23 protein-coding genes are annotated in these 19,373 nt (G+C 71.2%); 13 read left to right on the plus strand and 10 right to left on the minus strand.

The features are described 5' to 3' along the window. Nucleotides 1–9: 9 nt before the first annotated feature. The gene (locus tag BMY74_RS43800) at nt 10–981 is read left to right on the plus strand and encodes an ROK family glucokinase (protein ID WP_089928448.1); all 972 of its coding nucleotides are present in this window, start codon (nt 10–12) and stop codon (nt 979–981) included. 16 nt (nt 982–997) lie between these two features. Here the strand turns inward: BMY74_RS43800 and BMY74_RS43805 are convergent, their stop codons facing one another. Continuing rightward, nucleotides 998–1,330 (minus strand): DUF3140 domain-containing protein, encoded by a 333-nt coding sequence (locus BMY74_RS43805; RefSeq protein ID WP_089928386.1) that lies wholly within the window; start codon nt 1,328–1,330, stop codon nt 998–1,000. Nucleotides 1,331–1,380: 50 nt separating this feature from the next. Here BMY74_RS43805 and BMY74_RS43810 point away from each other — a divergent pair, with 50 nt between their 5' ends. Further along, nucleotides 1,381–1,596 carry a hypervirulence associated TUDOR domain-containing protein gene (locus BMY74_RS43810; RefSeq protein ID WP_089928452.1) on the plus strand — a complete coding sequence of 72 codons (216 nt, stop codon included), beginning with the start codon at nt 1,381–1,383 and terminating at the stop codon, nt 1,594–1,596. Between the two features lie 244 nt (nt 1,597–1,840). Here BMY74_RS43810 and BMY74_RS43815 read toward each other — a convergent pair whose 3' ends face one another. Further along, nucleotides 1,841–2,326 (minus strand): hypothetical protein, encoded by a 486-nt coding sequence (locus BMY74_RS43815; RefSeq protein ID WP_245786738.1) that lies wholly within the window; start codon nt 2,324–2,326, stop codon nt 1,841–1,843. A 175-nt stretch (nt 2,327–2,501) separates the two neighbouring features. On the opposite strand from BMY74_RS43815, the gene BMY74_RS43820 reads away from it, so the two are divergent. From BMY74_RS43820 to BMY74_RS43840, 5 genes are all read left to right on the plus strand, one after another. Then, nucleotides 2,502–3,236, plus strand: coding sequence for a lysophospholipid acyltransferase family protein (locus BMY74_RS43820; protein ID WP_089928392.1), 735 nt, complete (start codon nt 2,502–2,504; stop codon nt 3,234–3,236). 21 nt (nt 3,237–3,257) lie between these two features. Then, a complete protein-coding gene (locus tag BMY74_RS43825) occupies nt 3,258–3,770 on the plus strand; it encodes a polyadenylate-specific 3'-exoribonuclease AS (protein ID WP_089928397.1) in 513 nt (170 codons plus the stop codon). Nucleotides 3,771–3,846: 76 nt separating this feature from the next. Next, nucleotides 3,847–4,875: a 6-phosphofructokinase gene (locus BMY74_RS43830; RefSeq protein WP_089928455.1), complete on the plus strand. Its 1,029-nt coding sequence runs from the start codon at nt 3,847–3,849 to the stop codon at nt 4,873–4,875. A 475-nt stretch (nt 4,876–5,350) separates the two neighbouring features. Continuing rightward, entirely contained in the window at nt 5,351–5,707 is a 357-nt protein-coding gene (locus BMY74_RS43835; RefSeq protein ID WP_177230233.1) for a putative quinol monooxygenase, read from the plus strand. Between the two features lie 2 nt (nt 5,708–5,709). After that, the gene (locus tag BMY74_RS43840) at nt 5,710–7,506 is read left to right on the plus strand and encodes an FAD-dependent monooxygenase (protein ID WP_089928404.1); all 1,797 of its coding nucleotides are present in this window, start codon (nt 5,710–5,712) and stop codon (nt 7,504–7,506) included. Nucleotides 7,507–7,539: 33 nt separating this feature from the next. Here BMY74_RS43840 and BMY74_RS43845 read toward each other — a convergent pair whose 3' ends face one another. The 4 genes from BMY74_RS43845 to BMY74_RS43860 form a co-directional block, all read right to left on the minus strand. Further along, nucleotides 7,540–7,917 carry a nuclear transport factor 2 family protein gene (locus BMY74_RS43845; RefSeq protein ID WP_245786739.1) on the minus strand — a complete coding sequence of 126 codons (378 nt, stop codon included), beginning with the start codon at nt 7,915–7,917 and terminating at the stop codon, nt 7,540–7,542. Continuing rightward, complete coding sequence (locus tag BMY74_RS43850; protein WP_245786740.1) at nt 7,914–8,363, minus strand: cupin domain-containing protein; 450 nt, start codon at nt 8,361–8,363, stop codon at nt 7,914–7,916. The genes BMY74_RS43845 and BMY74_RS43850 overlap by 4 nt, the downstream gene beginning before the upstream one ends. Beyond that, the gene (locus BMY74_RS43855) at nt 8,332–9,840 is read right to left on the minus strand and encodes a flavin-containing monooxygenase (protein ID WP_089928413.1); all 1,509 of its coding nucleotides are present in this window, start codon (nt 9,838–9,840) and stop codon (nt 8,332–8,334) included. Before BMY74_RS43855 ends, BMY74_RS43850 begins: the two co-directional genes overlap by 32 nt. A gap of 77 nt (nt 9,841–9,917) precedes the next feature. Next, entirely contained in the window at nt 9,918–10,700 is a 783-nt protein-coding gene (locus BMY74_RS43860; protein WP_089928416.1) for an IclR family transcriptional regulator, read from the minus strand. Between the two features lie 39 nt (nt 10,701–10,739). Here BMY74_RS43860 and BMY74_RS43865 point away from each other — a divergent pair, with 39 nt between their 5' ends. The 4 genes from BMY74_RS43865 to BMY74_RS43880 are packed head-to-tail and all read left to right on the plus strand — an operon-like array spanning nt 10,740 to nt 13,863. Continuing rightward, a complete protein-coding gene (locus BMY74_RS43865; RefSeq protein ID WP_089928419.1) occupies nt 10,740–11,510 on the plus strand; it encodes an SDR family oxidoreductase in 771 nt (256 codons plus the stop codon). Nucleotides 11,511–11,522: 12 nt separating this feature from the next. Continuing rightward, nucleotides 11,523–12,053, plus strand: coding sequence for a cupin domain-containing protein (locus BMY74_RS43870; protein WP_089928423.1), 531 nt, complete (start codon nt 11,523–11,525; stop codon nt 12,051–12,053). Further along, nucleotides 12,050–12,934 carry an alpha/beta fold hydrolase gene (locus BMY74_RS43875; RefSeq protein WP_089928425.1) on the plus strand — a complete coding sequence of 295 codons (885 nt, stop codon included), beginning with the start codon at nt 12,050–12,052 and terminating at the stop codon, nt 12,932–12,934. The genes BMY74_RS43870 and BMY74_RS43875 overlap by 4 nt, the downstream gene beginning before the upstream one ends. Continuing rightward, nucleotides 12,934–13,863, plus strand: a complete 930-nt coding sequence (locus BMY74_RS43880) for a DODA-type extradiol aromatic ring-opening family dioxygenase (RefSeq protein ID WP_089928428.1) — start codon at nt 12,934–12,936, stop codon at nt 13,861–13,863. Before BMY74_RS43875 ends, BMY74_RS43880 begins: the two co-directional genes overlap by 1 nt. 20 nt (nt 13,864–13,883) lie before the next feature. Here the strand turns inward: BMY74_RS43880 and dmpG are convergent, their stop codons facing one another. The 3 genes from dmpG to BMY74_RS43895 are packed head-to-tail and all read right to left on the minus strand — an operon-like array spanning nt 13,884 to nt 16,576. Then, a complete protein-coding gene (gene dmpG / locus BMY74_RS43885) occupies nt 13,884–14,882 on the minus strand; it encodes a 4-hydroxy-2-oxovalerate aldolase (protein ID WP_089928431.1) in 999 nt (332 codons plus the stop codon). Next, entirely contained in the window at nt 14,879–15,796 is a 918-nt protein-coding gene (locus tag BMY74_RS43890; protein WP_089928434.1) for an acetaldehyde dehydrogenase (acetylating), read from the minus strand. The genes dmpG and BMY74_RS43890 overlap by 4 nt, the downstream gene beginning before the upstream one ends. After that, a complete protein-coding gene (locus BMY74_RS43895; protein WP_089928438.1) occupies nt 15,797–16,576 on the minus strand; it encodes a 2-keto-4-pentenoate hydratase in 780 nt (259 codons plus the stop codon). 80 nt (nt 16,577–16,656) lie between these two features. Here BMY74_RS43895 and BMY74_RS43900 point away from each other — a divergent pair, with 80 nt between their 5' ends. Next, entirely contained in the window at nt 16,657–17,421 is a 765-nt protein-coding gene (locus BMY74_RS43900) for an IclR family transcriptional regulator (protein ID WP_245786741.1), read from the plus strand. Between the two features lie 19 nt (nt 17,422–17,440). On the opposite strand, the gene BMY74_RS43905 is transcribed toward BMY74_RS43900, so the two are convergent. Then, nucleotides 17,441–18,448, minus strand: coding sequence for a DUF2891 domain-containing protein (locus BMY74_RS43905; protein ID WP_177230234.1), 1,008 nt, complete (start codon nt 18,446–18,448; stop codon nt 17,441–17,443). A gap of 176 nt (nt 18,449–18,624) precedes the next feature. Here BMY74_RS43905 and BMY74_RS43910 point away from each other — a divergent pair. Beyond that, nucleotides 18,625–19,373: 3-deoxy-7-phosphoheptulonate synthase (locus BMY74_RS43910; protein ID WP_143091978.1), on the plus strand; the 749-nt coding region annotated here is incomplete at its 3' end.

Raw genomic sequence — 19,373 nt, forward strand, 5'->3', positions numbered from 1 at the left:
ACCGTCGGAGTGGACATCGGCGGGACCAGCGTGCGCGCGGGTGTCGTGGACCCGCGCGGCTCGGTCCTCGACACCTCCCGCGCCCCCACCCCCACGAGCGAACGCGCCCTGGAGGACGCGATCGTCGCCGCCGTCGAGGAGGTGGCGGACCGCCACACCGTGACCGCGGTCGGCCTCGCGGTGGCGGGGTTCATCGCCTCGGACCGCCGCACGGTCCGGTTCGCGCCGCACCTCGCGTGGCGGCAGGTCAACGTCGCCGAGCGCATGAGCGACCGCCTGGGCATGCCGGTGGTGCTGGAGCACGACGCGAACGCCGCCGCCCTGGCCGAACACCGCTTCGGCGCGGCCCGCGGCGCCAAGACCGCCGTGCTGGTCGCCATCGGCACGGGCATCGGCGCCGCGCTGCTGCTCGACGGCGAGGTCTTCCGCGGCGCGCACGGCGTCGCCCCCGAACTGGGCCACCTGCGCGTCGTCCCGGACGGCCGCCCGTGCCCGTGCGGCAAGAACGGCTGCTGGGAGCGCTACTGCAGCGGCACGGCCCTGAGCGCCACGGCCGTCGAACTGCTGGCCAAGCACCCCGGTGTGTCGACCGTCCTCGCCCGCGAGGCCGCGGGCGACTCCCGCGCGGTGACCGGCCGCCGGGTGGCGGGCGCGGCGCGCGACGGCGACCCGCTCGCCAAACGCGCGATGGCCGACCTGGCCCGGTGGCTCGGCGAGGGCCTGGCGCTGGTCGCGGACGTCTACGACCCCGAGGTGATCGTCATCGGGGGAGGGGTGTCGACGTCGGCGCCGCTGTTCCTCGACGACGCCCGCGAGCGCTACGCCTCCGTCGTCACGGGCGCGGGCCACCGGCCGCTGGCCAGGATCCGCACCGCGCAGCTCGGCGACGACGCCGGCATCGTGGGCGCGGCGACCCTGGCCCGCGAGACGGCGGCCCAGCTGGCGACGCGGGGCTCCAGGAACCACTCGCGCCGCTCCTAGGGTTCCTGCTCGAGGGCTACTTCTCGAGCGGGTCGTGGCCCCAGTTCATCAGCGAGTAGCGCCAGCGGCTGTCCTCGACGTCCCCGCCCGGCCGCTGGGCGAGGTGGCGGTGGACGTAGCCGACGACCTTGCGCATGTGCTTGAGGTCGTCGTCGGTCAGGTCGTCGCGCTTCTTGCGCAGCAACGACACGATGCGCCGGCCCGACGCGTGACCGGTCGACTCGCCGGACTGCTTGTCGCCGACCTCCTTGGACTCGTCGGTGCCGAGCCACTTCTCCAGCGTTGCGGCGGTCATGTTGACCGCGTCGCCGAAGTCCTTGCGGGTCTGCTCCTGGTCGTCGTCGCTCACGTTGGTCCTCCCGCTCGGGTTGGTTCGTCCGAGTGGGGTACCCCGCGTTCATGACGAAGCACCCCTACAAGCCCGGTGACGAGGTCGAGTGGTCGAGCCACGGTTCGACGACGCACGGCGAGGTCAAGGAGGAGATCACCACGGAGACGGAGGCGGCGGGGCGGAAGGTGAAGGCCTCGAAGGAGGAGCCCCAGTACCGCGTGGAGAGCGCGAAGAGCGGCAGGGACGCGGTCCACAAGCCGGAGGCGCTGCGCAAGAAGAAGTGAACGTCCGCGGTGGGCGACGTCGGGGTTGTTCGCCCACCGCGAACGTCCGGGTCTAGCGGCCCAGCAGGCGCAGGATGCGCGGGCGGCGGCGCTTGGCCACGTCCTTCTTGCCGAGGGTCGCCATGGCGCGGGCCATCATCAGGTGCTGCATCTGGTCCATGCCCGACACGGTAAGCATGACCGAATCGTTATCTGAAGGTTTGAGTGGCCGTTATCACGCCGTTACCGGACGGGCCGTGACGTGTCACACCTGGGCGCCGTCGTCCCACCCGGAGTCGGGCGGCGGGGTGTTGCGCATGCGCAGGATCAGCCAGCCGACGCCCGCACAGAGCGCCACCAGCGACAACGGCGTGCCGACGCTCGAGTGCAGTCCGAAGATGCCGGGCGCGACCAGCAGGAGGATGCCGAGCACGAACAGACCGAGGGCGGCGAACGTCGAGGCGCGCAGCACGGGGAACGGCGGAGGCTCCGGCGGCACGTAGTGGTCCTCGTCGGCCGGGTCGCGCGGTTCGGGCTCTTCTTCCACGTCAGGAGGGATGTCGTCGGCCACGTCGTCGCGCGCCTTCGCGCCGCCCGGCTCCGTGCCCTCCGGGCTCGCGTCGTCGAGGTCGAGCCAGTCCTTGCCGACCCCGTCCCGCTCGAGACCCGCGACGATCTCGGCAAAGAGCTCGTCGACGTTCTCGGGGCCGTCGGTCGAGTCGCGCCGGGCGTTCATCCAGAGCCTCTCCAAGTGCCGCCACCCTCTGACCCCTCATCGTTGCACGGGCCGGATGTGTTGCGGGTTACGGCAGTCGGCTCAGCATGCGCGTCACGCACTAACCCGCGATTCGTTGTGTGAGGTGCCGTCGGCTCCGTAGGCTGGATGCCGGGATCAAGGTTCGGTGTCTAGGGAGGCGCTTCCCGCTGTGCTGTACTGGATCATGAAGCACGTCCTCCTGGGACCGATCTTGCGGCTGTTCTTCCAGCCCAAGATCATCGAGGGCGCCGAGAACATCCCCAAGGAGGGCGGAGCGATCCTGGCGAGCAACCACCTCGCCGTCTCCGACTCGTTCTTCCTGCCGCTGATGCTGTCGCGGCGCGTCACCTTCCCGGCCAAGATCGAGTACTTCACCGGCACGGGCCTCAAGGGCAAGCTGCAGAAGTGGTTCTTCTCCGGCGTCGGCCAGGTGCCGATCGACCGGTCCAGCGCCTCGGCCGCGCAGGGGGCGCTCGACACCGGCGTGCGCATCGTGCGCGAGGGCAAGCTGCTCGGCATCTACCCCGAGGGCACGCGCTCGCCCGACGCCCGCCTGTACAAGGGCAAGGTCGGTGTCGCCTGGATCGCGCTGGAGTCCGGCGCGCCGGTCATCCCCGTGGCGATGTTCGGCACGGACAAGGCCAACCCCATCGGCTCCCGCATGTGGAAGCCGCACCCGATCCGCATCAAGATCGGCAAGCCGCTCGACTTCTCCCGCTACGAGGGCCTGTCCGGCGACAGGTTCGTGCTGCGCTCGATCACCGACGAGATCATGTACTCGTTGATGGAGCTCTCCGGCCAGGAGTACGTCGACGTCTACGCGGCCAAGGCCAAGGAGCAGACCGCCGACGTGCCCGAACAGGGCAAGAAGAGCGACCGGGTGCCCGAGACGAAGGCGAGCTGAGCGCACCCCTAGGGTGTCGCGGTGCGGTTTTTCTACGACTGTGAGTTCATCGAGGACGGGCTGACCATCGACCTCGTGTCGATCGGCGTGGTCGACGAGGAAGGCCGCGAGTTCTACGCCGTGTCCACCGAGTTCGACCCCGATCGCGCGGGTCCGTGGGTGCGGCAGAACGTCCTCAACCAGCTGCCCTCGCCCGCGGACAAGGCGTGGCGCAGCCGCGAGCGCATCCGCGAGGACCTGCTCGACTTCCTCGGCGCCCGCACCGCCGCGCGCGACGAGGTCGAGCTGTGGGCGTGGTTCGCCGCGTACGACCACGTGGCGCTGGCGCAGCTGTGGGGCGCCATGCCGGCGTTGCCGCGCGCCCTGCCGAGGTTCACCCGCGACCTGCGCCAGCGCTGGGACGACGTCGGCCGCCCCAAGCTGCCGGCCCCTCCCGCGGACGCGCACGACGCCCTCGCCGACGCGCGGCACAACCTCGCGCGCTGGAAGGTGATCGAGGAACACCGCAGGAAAATCGGCTTTCCCGTCCGCTGAGTGAGACCCCACGTTGCTGCACCGATACAGCTCGTGAAAGTCTGCGTGACACAGAACACGAGAGATGGGGAAGCAGATGCGCATCGGTGTGCTCACTGGCGGTGGTGACTGCCCCGGTCTGAACGCCGTGATCCGGGCCGTGGTCCGCAAGGGGATCAAGGCGCACGGCTGGGAGATCGTCGGGTTCCGCAACGGGTGGCAGGGCCCGATCGAGAACCTCACCAAGTCGATCGACCTCGCGGACGTCGAGGAGATCCTGACCCGCGGTGGCACGATCCTGGGCTCGTCGCGCACGAACCCGTACAAGGTCGAGGGCGGTGTCGACCGCATCCGCGAGACCATCGCGGCGAACAACATCGACGCCATCGTCGCGATCGGCGGCGAGGACACCCTCGGCGTCGCCAAGCGCCTCACCGACGACGGCATCGGCGTCGTGGGTGTGCCGAAGACGATCGACAACGACCTCGGCGCCACGGACTACACGTTCGGCTTCGACACGGCCGTCCACATCGCGACCGAGGCCATCGACCGCCTGCGCACCACGGCCGAGTCGCACCACCGCGCGCTCGTCGTCGAGGTCATGGGCCGTCACGCGGGCTGGATCGCGCTGCACTCCGGCCTCGCCGGCGGCGCCAACGTCATCCTCGTCCCGGAGCGCCCGTTCAACGTCGACAAGGTCGTCGAGCACGTCGAGCGCCGCTTCGAGAGCGAGTTCGCACCGATCATCGTCGTCGCCGAGGGCGCGATCCCCGAGGGCGGCGCCGAGGTGCTGCACTCCGGTGAGCGCGACGCCTTCGGCCACGTCCGCCTCGGTGGCGTCGGCCAGTGGCTCGCGGAGGAGATCGCGGACCGCACCGGCAAGGAGTCCCGCGCGGCCGTCCTCGGCCACATCCAGCGCGGTGGCACGCCGACCGCCTACGACCGCGTCCTCGCGACCCGCTTCGGCCTGCACGCCGTCGACGCCGTCGCCGCCGGTGACTTCGGCACGATGGTCGCGCTGCGCGGCACCGACATCGTCCGGGTGAAGCTGTCGGAGGCGACGGCCGAGCTCAAGACGGTTCCGGCGGAGCGCTACGAAGAGGCCGAGGTCTTCTTCGGCGCGTGACGCCTGGGCCTGGCCCGCGGGTGTGAGCTCCGGCTCCGACCTGCGGGCCTGGCGCCTCGGGCTCGGCCTGCGGAGTTGGTTTTGGGCCCGACCTGCGGGCCTGGGGCTCGGTCTGCGGGCTCGGCTTTGGTCTCGGCCTGCGGGGTCGCCTTGGCTCCGGCGCGGGCTTGGCGCCTCTGGCTCGGCCTGCGGGGTTGGTCTCGGCTCGCCTGCGACGCTGAGCTGCGGCCCGGGCTCGGCCGCCAGTCGCACGCCGCCCAGGCCTCCGGCCGGCCAGCCACCCCCGATATATCGGATATCGCCTGCGAATGCCGGGTGTCGACACACTGTCGACGCCCGGCATTCGGCTTGTATACCGGCGGCACACGCCCACCCCCAGCGTGCCGTCTCGCTCGCTGGGACTCGCGCTGTGACCGTCCTCTCCGCGGCTGCGATGGTGAATTCACCATCCGTTGAGCAGTTGGAGGAGACCCCGATGAGCGACGTGCGAGTCGTCCTGCCCGAACCGGACGCCGACGAGACCGGTCCGTACACGCACCTCGGCTTCGCGCAGGCCAGGCCGGGCCACGAGGACGAGGTCGAGGCGCTGATCCTGGGCCTGGTCGAGCCGTTGCGGGGGGAGGAGGGCTCGATCGAGTTCCACGTCCACCGCGACCGCGCCGACCGCTCGCAGTTCGTGATCTACGAGGTGTTCCGGTCGAAGCAGGACCTCGAGAAGCACCTCGCCGAGCCGTACGTGCAGGAGTTCGTCCGCGCGATCCAGCCGCTGGTCACCGGGCCGCTGCGCCAGCAGTTCCTGCGCATGTCGAGCGACCTGCCGGCGGGGAGGTAGCCGTGGGTCTGCTGATCTTCGCCGTCGTCACACTGCTCTTCCTCCTCACTCGCCGCATGTGGGGTCGGCTGACCGGCAATCCGTTGCCACAGGTCACCGCACGGCCCGGCGGCGGGTTCCTGGCCGGCCTCGGCAAGTCGCGCACCCGTCCGGAACCGACGGTCGCGCCACCCAAGGCCACCGGTCCGCGGCTCGCCCGCTACGACTGCGACGTCCTCGTCGTCGGCGCGGGGCCGAGCGGACTGATGACGGCCGCGCTGCTGGTCCGCCAGGGCGTCAAGGTGTGCGTGGTCGACGCCAACGCCGGGCCCGCCACGGAGTCGCGGGCGTTCGCCGTGCAGGCGCGCACGATCGAGTTATTCAGGAGCATCGGGCTCGCGGACGAGCTGCTCGCGCGCGGTGTCGTCACCACCGGTATCCGGTTCCACATCAGGGGCAGGCACGTCGGCGGCCTCGACTTCGACCGCGCGAAGGCCGCGACGACGCCGTACCGGTTCATCCTCATGGCGCCGCAGTCCGAAGTGGAGGAGGTGCTGCTCCAGGACCTCGCCCGGCACGGCGTCACGGTCCGGCGCGGCACGCGGCTCACCCGGCTGCACCAAACCGAGAACGCGGTCACGGCGTTGGTCGGGGAACGCACGATCACCGCCCAGTACGTCGTGGGCGCGGACGGCGCGCACAGCACCGTGCGGCAGCAGCTCGGGCTCAGCTTCGACGGCGACAAGTACGGCCAGCGCTACCTCCTGGCCGACTGCAGGGTCGAGTGGCCGCTCGACCACGCGCACTTCCGGGTGTTCATGAACCGCGACCGCATCGGTCTGTTCCTGCCGCTGCACGGCGCCGAGACGTCCCGGGTCATGGTCACCGACTTCGGCGACCCGAAGGCCGAGTTCGACCTCGACCACCTCCAGGCAGAGCTGCGCAAGGCGATGAACCTCGACGTCACCCTCAGCGAGCCGATCTGGACCAGCCGCTACCAGGTCCACCTGCGCGGCGTCGACGACTACCGGCGCGGCAGGGGGTTCCTCGTCGGCGACGCCGCCCACATCCACTCCCCGGCGGGCGGCCAGGGCATGAACACCGGCCTGCACGACGCCGCCAACCTCGCCTGGAAGCTCGCGACGGCGATCAACGAGGGCATGGACCTGCTCGACACCTACTCCGCGGAACGCCACCCGGCGGGTGTGCGGCTGCTGAAGTTCACCGACCGCCTCTACCGGGTCGCGGCGGGACTGCGCGGTTGGAAGGCGTGGTTGCGCGACACCGCGGGGCCGTTCCTCGTCGGCCGGATGTCGGCGGCGCCGATCCCGCACCGCAAGTCGTTCCACCGCCTCAGCCAGATCGACCTCGGCTACCGGCCCAGCGAGATCAACGTCAACGCGCTGCTGCACTCGTTGAAGGGCCCGCTCGCCGGACACCGCGTCCCCGACGCCCGGATCAACGACCGCGAGCAGGTGTTCGACCTGCTGCAGGGCTACCGGCTGCACGTGATCGCGTTGTCCCGCAAGCACCTCAGCGCCGACGAGATCACCGTCCACACCGGAGCGCTCCAGGAGCTGGGGGTCGAGAGCCACCTCGTCGCCCGCGTCGAGGCCAGGCCGCACGCCCGCGTGCACAGGGCCGACGACGCGCAGGTGTTCGACCACTTCGGACTCACCGAGCCGGATTCGCAGGCCCTGTACGTGATCCGGCCGGACGGCCACGTCGCGTGGCGCTGCGACGAGCTGGACTTCGAGGCCTGCCGGCGGTTCCTCGCGACGGTGCGCCGCCCGGTCACGCAGCAGGTCCGAGCGGCATAGCGAAAGGGGCCCGGACGAGTCCGGGCCCCTCCTTCACGCCATCGCGGGCGATATGTCCATGTGCACGCGGTAGTCGACGATCTCGTCGCCGGACATCCAGATCACCGTCACGCAGGGCAGCGCGAGCTGCTTGCCGTCCGGTGCCTCGGTCTCGATGGTGAACCGGCAGAACAGCTGGTCCCCGACCTCGGCGACTTGGTCGACCACGTGCCGCACCCACGGCAACGCCCCTGCCGCACCCGCGGTCGCGGCCACCACGGCGGCGCGGCCGATCAACGGCTCGTTGTTGCCGAAGACGTAGGTGGCGTCCTCGGCGAACCAGGCACCGAACGCCTCGGCGTCTCCGGCATCCACCGCGGCACACATCTGCCGCACCATGTCGGTGCGGTCGAAACCAGGCCGCGGGCTCATGGCTTCTTCTGCAGCGAAAGGCCGTGCTGCACCATGATCTCCGCGACCAGCTTCATGTCGCGCGGCCCCGGCGGGAGTTCGGACAACGCCTGGTAGTAGTTCTCAAGCCCCGGCGGCGACACGACCGCGATCACGCGGGTCTCCTCGTCGAACGGGTTGTGGAACATGTGCGGCACCCCGCGCGGCATCAGCAGCGAGTCCCCCTGCCCCAGCACGTGTTCCTCGCCGTCCAGCTCGACGACGACCCGGCCCTGCACGCACGTGAAGAGCTCGTCCTCGCGCGAGTGGACGTGGGTGGGCGGCCCGCCCAGGTTCGGCGGCACGACGTACTCGAACAGCGAGTAGGCGCCCTTGGTGTCCGCTCCGGTCAGCCGCGTGTAGATGCCCAGGCCGATCGCGCCGACGTTCGTGCCCTCACCGCTGCGGTAGACGTGATGCTTCTTCACGGGGGTTTCCATGGTCTCCAACCTCATTTCGACTGATCCGGGCGAGGAGCTGGGGAGTGACCCCGCGGTACGCCGAGGGCGCGACCGGGTTGAGCCAGTGCGACGCGCGGGTGAGCTTGCTGATCTGCAGGCCGAGGTCCGCGAGCACCTCGTCGGCGTTCTTCAGCGAGAACGGGATGATCTTCGTGCCGCGGCAGTGGTGCGTGTTCGTGGCCTCGTCCATGAACGCGAGCTGCGCCGCCACGTCCGCCCGGCGCGTCTCCAGGTCCGGCAGTGAGAGCGCTCCCGCCAGGTCGGCCGCGATCCACAGCGCCGCCATCTCCGCGTTCAGGGGGCTGAAGAACGACGAGTTGTAGCCGTTGAAGTACAGGCCCGGCACGCCGAGCGGCTGGATCTGCCGGTACAGCGCGAAGTTCCCGCGCTCGTCGAACAACCGCTCCTGCACCGCTTCGGGCAGGAACGGCACGCCCTGCGTGAACCCGGTGGCGCAGACGACCAGGTCGGCGGGCAGCACGGTGCCGTCGGAGAGTTCGGCGCCGCCCGCCTTCAACCGGGCGATCGTCCGGTCGCGGTGCACGCGGATCTCGCCGGACTCGACGCCCTCGAAGAACCCCTCGGTGGCGAGGCCGATTGCGCCCTTGACGATGTCCTCCATCTGCCCGGACGGCACGAGGTCGTGCTTCGCGAGCCCGAACTGCCTCACCGACACCGAGCCGAGCGAGTTGAGCAGCGAGCGCCGCAGGCCGTTCCCGGGGCCGTGCAGGAACTTCTCGACCCCGCGCAGGAACCGGTAGCGGAACAGCGCCTCGCCCATGCGGGTCAGCAGCAGCATCTTGAAGTTCACGACGCCGGCGATCTTGCGCGGGACCTTCCACAGGAGCTGCCGTGCGATGACGTCGGTGCTCGCGGCGACCCCGCTGATCGGCACCGTCACGTCGCACGCCGACTTGCCGTACCCGACGACGAGCGCGTGCTTGTCCCGCGCCTCCTCGACGTCGAGGAACTCGGTGCCCGCGAGCACCTTCCCGCCGGCCGCCTCGAACTCGTCGCGGCCGGGGAAGTCCGGCACGGCCGGTTCGCAGAACACGCCGTTGGCCACGACCACGCGGTCGTAGCGGTACGTCGTGCCGGTGTGCGTGGTCAGCTCCCAGCCGCCACCGGCGGGCACGACGGACGTCACCGTCGTCTCCAGGCGCAGGCACGCGTCGACGCCGAAGTGCCACGTGTAGGCCTCCAGGTACGCCTGCACCTGCGCGCCGGTCGGCCACTCCGGCAGGTCCGCCGGCATCGGGAAGTCCGAGAACGAGTACTGGGCCTTCGGGCTCTGCGTGGTGAGACCGGGGTAGCGCCTCGTGCGGCTCCACACGCCGCCGACGTCCGGCGTCCGGTCGAACACCTCGATCTCGTGCCCTGCCTGCAACAACACCTTCGCGGTGGTCAGGCCGGCCACACCGGCGCCGATGATCGCGACACGCATCCTGGGCCTCCTCGCTGAGGACGTGACGGACCACACTGTGGAGCGCTGCCGCGACCGCGACCAACCAGGAGTCCCGGCTAGTGGGACTCCCAGCGCCGGGTGGAGTACGCGCGGGTCGCCGCCGAGGCCGCCATCCGCACGGCCGGGCCGATCCGCTCCGGGCGCACCGCGGCGCTCGGGCCGGTCACCGACAGCGCCGCGGCGACCTCACCACCGGCGTTGAAGATCGGGGCGGCGATGCAGCTGATGCCGACGTTGCCCTCCTCGCGTTCGTAGGCCCAGCCCTGGTCGGGGATCGCGGCGAGCTCGCGGCGCAACGCCGTCGGGCTCGTGGTCGTGCGGGGCGTGCGGCGGTCCAGGCCCGCGGCGATGACCGCGTCCACGGTGGACGCCTCGGAGAACGCGAGCATCGCGCGACCGAGGGCGGAGCAGTGGGCCGGGATCGTGCCGCCGACCTGGTGGAGCATCGGCATCGGCCGGTGACCGGCGATCTTCTCCACGACCAGCACGCGGGTGCCGTCGAGGACGCCGAGCTGGACCGTCACGCGGGCGGCGGCGTACAGGTCCTGGAGGAACGGCAGCACGGCCTCGCGCAGCTCGTGCCGCACGGGCACCAGGCTGGAGAGCTTGAACAGGCCGGTGCTGACCCGGTAGCGGTCGTGGGGCTTGTCGAGCCAGCCGAGCTCGATCATCCGCGCCGCCGTCCGGTGCACCGTCGAGCGCGGGAGCCCGGACCTGCGCACCAGTTCGGCCAGGCCCAGCTCGCGGTGCGTCACGTCGAAGGCGTCCAGGATCGCCGCCGCGCGTTCGAGTGAACCGCTCGGCTCGGTGGACTGCGAGTCCCGGCCACTGGGACTCATCCTTGGCCATCCATCCGCACACGGCGACTGTAGGAGCTCATGGACGCAAACACCACGCGGGTCGCGCTCGTCGGGGGCGGCGCCGGAGGAATCGGTGCGGCGACGGCCGCGGCGCTCGTCGAGAGCGGACATCGGGTGGTGCTGGCAGGACGCACCGAATCCACGCTGAAGGAGACGGGCGCGGCACTCGGCGCGGACCACGTGGTCTGCGACCTGGCCGACCCGGGCGAGGCCGCCGCCGTCGTCGACGAGGTCGTCGACCGGTGCGGGTCGCTCGACGTCCTGGTCGTGAACGCGGGCGGTCCGTCGCCCGGCGGGATCCTCGAGGTCCCGGACGCGCAGTGGCACCGCGACCTCGACCTGCTGCTGCTCGGCCCGCTGGCGTTGCTGAGGGAGGCGTTGCCGCCGATGGCGGCGCGCGGGTTCGGCCGGGCCGTGGCGATCACGTCGACGGCCGTGCGGCAGCCGCAGCCCGGTCTCGCGTCGTCGACGGTGCTGCGCGCGGCCGTGACGTCGGCGATGAAGCTCGCGTCGCGGCAGTTCGCGGCGAACGGAGTCACGGTCAACTGCGTCGCCCCCGGCGCGACTCTGACGCCCCGGCGGCAGGAGGTGCTGCGGCGCCGGGCCGAGGCGGCGGGCGTGGACTACGACACCGCGGCCGCCGCGGACCTCGGGGACATCCCGGCGCTGCGCGCCGCGGATCCGGGCGAGATCGCCGCCGCGGTGGCGTTCCTGGTGTCACCGCAGGCCTCGTACGTCAACGGGACCGTGCTGACCGTCGACGGCGGCCGCACCGAGTCCGCACTCTGAAAGGGAAACGCGTTGGCCACCTCAGGACCCGACTTCGCCATGACCGACTTCCTCGGGGCGCTCACGCACGCGGTGCGGCCGGACGGCGCGCGGCCGCTGGTCGTGCACGACGACGAGCTGGAGACGATCCCGCCGGGCGCCGTGCCGAACCCGACGACGCTGCGGATCGCGGGCAGGCTGCCGACGTCGACGTTCGAGCTGTTCCGCCAGGTGATCCCGCCGGGCGAGAGCTCGGACATGCAAAGGCACTACCACGAGACTGTGCACTTCGTGATCTCCGGCGACGGCCACAGCGAGATCCAGGACGGGGAACCGGAGAAGTACGAGACCGTGTCGTGGACGACCGGCTCGTTCGTCTACACGCCGCCGTGGACCTGGCACCGCCACTACAACGACTCCACCGAGCACCCCGTGGAGTTCCTGACGATCGAGAACTCCCGGCTGCTGGCCCTCTTCGGGCTCGCCCGCAGGCAGAGCGCCGGCCTCGCGACCTTCGACGAGGCCCGCGCCCGCTTCGACACACCTCCTGGGGAGGACCAGTGATTCCCGAGCACATCAGCATCTGGGGCGAACTGTCGCACCTGGACCACACCGTGCGGCACGTCGACGTCCCGGTGCGCGGCCACACCGTGCGGACCAGGGTCCTGCAGGCCGGTTCCGGCCCGGAACTCGTGCTCCTGCACGGCACCGGCGGCCACCTGGAGGCCTACTCCCGCGACATCGCGGGACTGGCGGAGGACTTCCACGTCACCGCCTACGACATGATCGGCCACGGCTGGTCCGACCTGCCCGACCTGCCGTACACGACCGACGTGCTGTCCGAGCACCTCGTCGGACTGCTGGACGCGCTGGGCGTCGAGCGCGCGCACCTGTCCGGTGAGTCGCTGGGCGGCTGGGTGGCCGCGTGGGTCGCCGCGCACTTCCCCGAGCGCGTCGACCGCCTCGTGCTGAACACGCCCGGCAACATCGCGAACAAGCCCGAGGTCATGCAGCGCATGCGGGACAGCACGATGGCCGCGGTGCTCGACCCGAGCGAGGAGACCGTGCGGCGGCGGGTCGAGTTCCTGTTCCACCACAAGGAGATGGTCACCGACGAGCTGGTGGACCTGCGTCGCCAGGTCTACTCGCGGCCGGGGTTCGTGCAGGCCATCACCAACACGCTGGTGCTGCAGGACCCGGTGGTGCGCAAGGACTTCGCGTGGGACCCGGCGTGGGTCGGCAAGGTCGCGGCGCCGACGTTGTTGCTGTGGACCAGCCACGACCCGACGGGAGGGCTGGACGAGGCCGACCTGCTGCTGGGGTGGCTGCCGGACGCGCGGCTGCACGTCATCGACGACGCCGGGCACTGGCCGCAGTGGGAGAAGGTCTCCGAGTTCCTCGACACGCACCGCACGTGGTTGCTGCACGGAAAGGACCCGTCCTGATGGCCGAGATCATCGGTTTCGCCGGGATGTCGCACAGCCCGTTCGCGACGCTGCTGCCACCGGACGGCGCCGGGCCCGGCTCGGTGTTCCTGCGGGACGCCGACCGCGTGCGCAAGGCCGTGGACGAGCTGGCGCCGGACGCGATCGTCGTCATCGGGCCCGACCACTTCCACGCCAACTTCTACGACGTGATGCCGCCGTTCGTGCTCGGCGTCGAGGAGGCGGTGGGGTTCGGCGACTTCGGCAGCAGCTCCGGCCCGTTGCCGGTGGAGCGGACGCTGGCGTGGGCGGCCCACGAAGGGCTGGCCGGAGCGGGGTTCGACGTGTCGCTGTCGTACTCGCTGACCGTCGACCACGGCATCGTGCAGAGCTACGAGATGATCACCGGTGGCACGACGCTGCCGTTGGTGCCGCTGGTGGTCAACACGGCGGCACCGCCGCTGCCGTCGCTCGACCGGTGCGTCGCGATGGGCCGGGCGCTGGGGGCGGCGCTGCGGTCCTCGGAGTTCCCCGGACGGGTGCTGGTGGTCGCGTCCGGCGGGCTGTCGCACTGGTTGCCGTCCAACGACCCGCGCGACCCCTCGGTGGTGGGGGAGCGGCGCGAGTCGCTGATCCGGGGACGGGCCCACGTCCACGAGTTCGCCGCCGCGCGGGAGCCGCGGGTGAAGGCCATGGGAGGCAACCCGGACGCCCGCGTGAACGCCGTGTGGGACGAGTGGTTCCTCGACCGGCTGGTGGCGGGGGAGGCGGGGGAGGTCGCCTCCCTCGGGCACGAGGCGCTCGAGGACCACGCCGGCAGCGGCGGGCACGAGATCCGCTGCTGGCTCATCGGGCAGGTCGCCGTCGGCCTGCCGCTCGTGTGGACGAGTTACGAGCCCGTGCCCGAGTGGATCACGGGCATGGGCATCGGAACCACGTTCCCCGTATGAGGAGTGCTGTGTGAAGCCGTCTAACGCGTGAGGTCCAGGGCGATGTCGGTGAGCATGTCCTCCTGGCCGCCCACCAGGCGTCGGCGTCCCGCCTCCAGCAGGAGCGTGCGGACGTCGGCGCCGGTGCGTTGGGCGGCCGTGTCGGCGTGGCGCAGGAACGAGCCGTAGACGCCCGCGTAGCCGAGCGTGAGGCTCTCTCGGTCGACGCGGACCGGGCGGTCCATCAGCGGGCGGACCAGGTCGTCGGCGGCGTCCTGGAGCGCGAACAGGTCGGCGTTGTGCTGCCACTCCTGGAGGTTCGCGACGGCGACGAACGGCTCGATCGGGCAGTTGCCCGCGCCGGCACCGAGCCCGGCCAGGGAGGCGTCGACCCTGGTCGCGCCCTCCTCGACGGCGGCGATGGAGTTCGCGACCGCCAGTGAGAGGTTCTCATGGGCGTGAATGCCTATTTCGGTCCGCTCGTCGAGAACGTCCTTGTACGCGCGGATGCGGTCGCGGACGTCCTTCGGCAGCAGGCGGCCGCCGGAGTCCGTCACGTAGACGCAGTTCGCGCCGTAGGACTCCATGAGCTTCGCCTGCCGTGCGAGCTCCTGCGGTTCGGCGAGGTGGCTCATCATCAGGAACCCGGACACGTCCATGCCGAGGTCGCGCGCGCCGGCGATGTGCTGCGCCGAGATGTCGGCCTCGGTGCAGTGCGTGGCGATGCGGACCGACTGCACGCCGAGGCCGTGGGCGCGCTTGAGGTCGTGCAGAGTGCCGATGCCCGGCAGCAGCAGCGTCGTGAGCTTCGCCCCGGTCAACGCCCTGGCGGCGGCCTCGATCCACTCCCAGTCGGTGTGGCTGCCGGGGCCGTAGACGAGCGAACCGCCGCTCAGGCCGTCGCCGTGCGACACCTCGACGGCGTCGACGCCCGCGTCGTCCAGCGCCTTCGCGATCTCGGCGACCTTCTTCGGGTCGATGCGGTGCCGCAGGGCGTGCATGCCGTCCCGGAGCGTCACGTCCTGGATGTAGAGCTTCATGCGCGCACCACCGCCTTCGCCATGGTCTCGGCGACCCGGACGGCCGCGCTGGTCATGATGTCGAGGTTGCCGGCGTAGGCGGGCAGGTAGTCGGCCGCGCCCTCGACCTCCAGCAGCACCGTGACCTGGTGCGTCACCGGCTCCTCAGTGAGGGTGGCCGGCTGGTCGACCGGGTCGATCTGCACGTTCTGCTTGAGCCGGTAGCCGGGGACGTACGCGGCGACCCGGGAGATCATCTGCTCGACGGACTCGCGGATCTTCTCGTGCGTCGCGGGATCCGGCGCGTTCACGAGCGCGAGGACCGTGTCGCGCATGGTGATCGGCGGATCGGCGGGGTTGAGCACGATGACGGCCTTGCCCCGCTTCGCGCCACCGACGTCCGCGATGGCCTGCGCCGTCGTCTCGGTGAACTCGTCGATGTTCGCCCTGGTGCCGGGCCCCGCGCTGCGCGACGAGATCGAGGCGACGATCTCCGCGTACGGCACGGGCGTGACGGAGTTGATCGCGGCGACGATCGGGATCGTGGCCTGACCGCCGCAGGTGACCATGTTGACGTTCGGGGCGTCGAGGTGCTCGTCGAGGTTGACCGTCGGCACCACCATCGGCCCGATCGCGGCCGGCGTGAGGTCGATGACCTTCTTGCCGTGCGCTGCGAGGACCTCCGCGTGCTTGGCGTGGGCGCCCGCCGAGGTCGCGTCGAACACGATCTCGATCTCGTCGAACCCCGGCAGGGAGACGAGGCCCTCGATGCCGTCCGAGGTCGTCGCGACCCCGAGCCCGCGCGCCTTGGCGAGGCCGTCCGACTCGGGGTCGATGCCGACCAGCGCCGCCACCTCCAGCACGGACGACCGCTTGAGCACCTTGATGACGAGGTCGGTGCCGATGTTGCCCGACCCGATGATCGCGACCTTCACTTACGCCTCCTCGCGTGCGAACGTGGCCCGGACCGTGCCGAGGCCCGTGATGGTCGCTTCGACCTCGTCGCCCGCCTGCACGGGCACCATGGGACCGAGCGCGCCGCTGAGCACGACGTCACCGGCCCTGAGCGGGTCGCCCAGCCGCACGGCGGTCTCGGCGAGCCAGGCGAGCGCGGTCAGCGGATCGCCCATGCAGTCGGCGCCGGCGCCGGTCGAGCGCTCCTCGCCGTTGACCGACAGCACCGCGGACACGTCGCGCGGCGTGACCTCCGACAGCTCCTTCTGCTCGGTGCCGAGCACGTAGAGAGCAGAGGAGGCGTTGTCCGCGACGGTGTCGGCGAACGTGATGTCCCAGTTCTCGATCCGGCTGTCCACGATCTCCAGCGACGCCTGCGCGTACGCGACCGCCGCCGCGACCGTCCGCTCGTCGAACGGGCCCTCGGCCAGGTCCGCCTTCAGCACGAACGCCACCTCGGCCTCGACCTTCGGCTGCAGCAGGCGCTCGGTCGGGACCACGTCGCCGTCCTCGAACGCCATGTCGTCGAGCAGCACCCCGAAGTCCGGCTGGTCCACGCCGAGCTGCCTGCGCACCGCGGGCGCGGTCAGGCCGATCTTGCGGCCGACCGGTTTCGCGCCGGCGGCGACGCGTGCCGCGATGTTGTGCTGCTGCACCGCGTACGCCTCGGCGTCACCGATGACGTCCCGCACCGGCGCACACGTGATCCTGTCTCGCGCGGCCGTGGCCAGGCGCTCCGCCGCAGTCTGGACTTCGTTCATACGGCACATCGTGGCGGTGTTCCCGGTCCGGAGGGGACCTTCGAGTTCCGCTGAGCGGAACCGAATGGCACGATCGGGTGGTGACGGACGTCCCGAACACCCTGCTGGGCAAGGTGATGTCGGTGCTGAACGCGTTCGGTGCCGACGACGACGAGCTCGGCTTCGCCGAACTGGGCAGGCGCACCGGCCTCTCCAAGGCCACGCTGCACCGCCTCCTGGGCGAGCTGACCGAGGTCCGCCTCCTCGACCGCGGCCGGCGCGGGTACCGCCTGGGCAGCCACCTGTTCCAGCTGGGCATCCGCGCGTCGGTGGAACGCCGCCTGGTCGAGGTCTCCACGCCGTACCTCGAAGACCTCTACGAACGCACCCACGAGACCGTCCACCTGGGACTGCTCGAAGGCCACGAGGTCGTCTACGCCGCCAAGATCGGCGGCCACCGCCAGGCGTCCTCGCCGTCGCGCCTCGGCGGCCGCATGCCCCTGCACGCCACCGCGATCGGCAAGGCCCTGCTCGCCCACGCGCCCACGCGGCTGCGGGGTGAGGTGCTGGGTTCCCCGCTGGCCCGCCTCACCCCGCGCACGGCCGTCACGCCCGGGATGCTCCGCCAGCAGCTCACCAAGATCCGGCAGACGGGCGTCGCCTACGAGTTCGAGGAGTCCAGGGTCGGCCTGGCCTGCGTGGCGTCACCGGTGCTGGGCGACGACGGCACCGCGGTGGCGGCGGTCAGCGTCGCGGGACCGACCACGCGGTTCGACCCGCGCACGCACGCGGCGTCGGTGCACGCGGCGGCGACGGGCATCGCGCTCACCCTCGTCCGCCGCGCGAGCCTGACCTCCGGTCACTGATGTCCGATACATCAGGCGGTCAGAAGGCCTTCACGTCGAGGTAGGCGCCGAACGTGCCGAGCCAGTGGTCGGCCATGTAGCCGTGCCCGCCGAACACGTAGCTCCACCCGGCCTCGCGGTGCGCCGCCGAGGCCGTCCGCGCCAGCGACGCGTACCGGTGCCCGTCCGGCAGCGCGTCCGCGATCGCCTCCCAGTTCCAGGCGCGCGACAACGCGAGTCCGGCCAGGTGCGAGCCGTAGGGGTCGCCGGGGTCGTCGACCGGGAACGGCTCGCGCAGCACGCGCCACCGCTCCGCCTCGAGGTCCGGCAGGTAGGCGTCGAACCAGTCGGCGAACGCGGCCGGGTCCAGCGCGCGGCGCATCAGGTCGGCCGTCGTCAGCGCGGGCGACAGGAAGTCGGCGGCGTCCGGTTCGAAGCCGCCGTAGCCCGCCTCGTCCCCGTGCCACCGCAGTGCCGCCTCGGCGCACGCGGTGGCCAGTTCGGTGTCGCCGGTCGCCCGGGCGGCGTCGAAGACGAGGCCGGTGGCGAACGCCGTGTTGCCGTGCGTGCCGGTGCGGATCGGCAGGCGCGCGACCGAGATCCATTCAAGCCACCGGTCGCGCAGGACCTCGGCGATCGGAGCGACCGACCACGGCAGGTCCGAGGTGCGCAGCTCGGCGTCGAGCAGCAGCAGCCACGCCCACCCGTACGGGCGCTCCCAGTACCGGCCTGCCGGGGAGGCGAAGAACGCCGCCTCGACGGCGCAGTTGTCCGGCGTGACCAGCTTGTCGAGGGCGTTGCGGGCCGTGTCCGCACCCGTGAGGGAGGGGCGCAGCCGCAGCAGGCGCACCGCGAGCCACGTCTGGTGCACGCACGAGTGCCAGTCGAACGACCCGGCGAACACCGGGTGCAGCACCCGCTGCGGCACGAGCCGGTGGTCCCCGTCGATCACGTGCGTCCAGTGGACCGGGTGGTCGCGCTGGATGTTGTCGATCGCGATGCCCAGCAGCCGGGTCGCGGTGCCGTCATCCAATCGGGTGGCATCCATGGCCCACATCATGCAGTGCGGCATCTCGATTGGGCAGAGGGAGATAGTTGACAAGTAACAGACCTCACTCGGCCTGGGGTAACGCCCGCTACGCCGGATGACGCCTGGTCCGCACCCCTGGAACCGCTGACAGGCCCGGCCCGGTCTCTCAGTGTGGGACAACTAGGATGAGCAGCGTGAACTGGACCGTGGACGTGCCCATCGACACGCTTCCCGAGCTTCCGCCGCTGCCTCCCGAGATGCGCAAGCGCCTGGACGACGCCCTGTCGCGCCCGGCCGCCCAGCAGCCCGAATGGCCCGACGCCGAACAGGTGCGTCGCGTGCGGACCGTGCTCGAGAGCGTGCCGCCGATCACCGTGCCCGCCGAGATCGACCGGCTGCACACGCAACTGGCGCAGGTCGCGAACGGTGAGGCATTTCTCCTGCAGGGCGGTGACTGCGCGGAGACGTTCGCTGACAACACCGAGCCGCACATCCGCGCGAACATCCGGACCCTGCTGCAGATGGCCGTGGTGCTGACCTACGGCGCGAGCCTTCCCGTGGTGAAGGTCGGCCGCATCGCCGGCCAGTACGCCAAGCCGCGTTCGTCCGGCATCGACGCGCTCGGCCTGCCGTCCTACCGCGGCGACATCATCAACTCCCTGGTCGCGACGCCGGAAGCCCGCGTCGCCGACCCCGGTCGCATGATCCGCGCCTACGCCAACGCCGGCGCGGCCATGAACCTGCTGCGCGCCCTCACCGGCGCCGGTCTCGCCGACCTGCACCGCGTGCACGACTGGAACCGCGACTTCGTGCGCACCTCGCCCGCCGGCGAGCGCTACGAGGCCCTGGCCGGCGAGATCGACCGCGGCCTCAAGTTCATGTCCGCGTGCGGCGTGAACGACCAGTCGCTGCACGGCACGGAGATCTTCGCCTCGCACGAGGC

It is taken from the genome of Lentzea albida (assembly GCF_900111005.1).
Lineage (GTDB): Bacteria > Actinomycetota > Actinomycetes > Mycobacteriales > Pseudonocardiaceae > Lentzea > Lentzea albida.

Coding starts and splice junctions, on each gene's coding strand:
- BMY74_RS43810 (WP_089928452.1), top strand. CDS start 1,381: ATGACGAAGCACCCCTACAAGCCCGGTGACGAGGTCGAGTGGTCGAGC.
- BMY74_RS43830 (WP_089928455.1), top strand. CDS start 3,847: ATGCGCATCGGTGTGCTCACTGGCGGTGGTGACTGCCCCGGTCTGAAC.
- BMY74_RS43835 (WP_177230233.1), top strand. CDS start 5,351: ATGAGCGACGTGCGAGTCGTCCTGCCCGAACCGGACGCCGACGAGACC.
- BMY74_RS43845 (WP_245786739.1), bottom strand. CDS start 7,917: ATGAGCCCGCGGCCTGGTTTCGACCGCACCGACATGGTGCGGCAGATG.
- BMY74_RS43855 (WP_089928413.1), bottom strand. CDS start 9,840: ATGCGTGTCGCGATCATCGGCGCCGGTGTGGCCGGCCTGACCACCGCG.
- BMY74_RS43860 (WP_089928416.1), bottom strand. CDS start 10,700: ATGAGTCCCAGTGGCCGGGACTCGCAGTCCACCGAGCCGAGCGGTTCA.
- BMY74_RS43865 (WP_089928419.1), top strand. CDS start 10,740: ATGGACGCAAACACCACGCGGGTCGCGCTCGTCGGGGGCGGCGCCGGA.
- BMY74_RS43880 (WP_089928428.1), top strand. CDS start 12,934: ATGGCCGAGATCATCGGTTTCGCCGGGATGTCGCACAGCCCGTTCGCG.
- dmpG (WP_089928431.1), bottom strand. CDS start 14,882: ATGAAGCTCTACATCCAGGACGTGACGCTCCGGGACGGCATGCACGCC.
- BMY74_RS43895 (WP_089928438.1), bottom strand. CDS start 16,576: ATGAACGAAGTCCAGACTGCGGCGGAGCGCCTGGCCACGGCCGCGCGA.
- BMY74_RS43905 (WP_177230234.1), bottom strand. CDS start 18,448: ATGGATGCCACCCGATTGGATGACGGCACCGCGACCCGGCTGCTGGGC.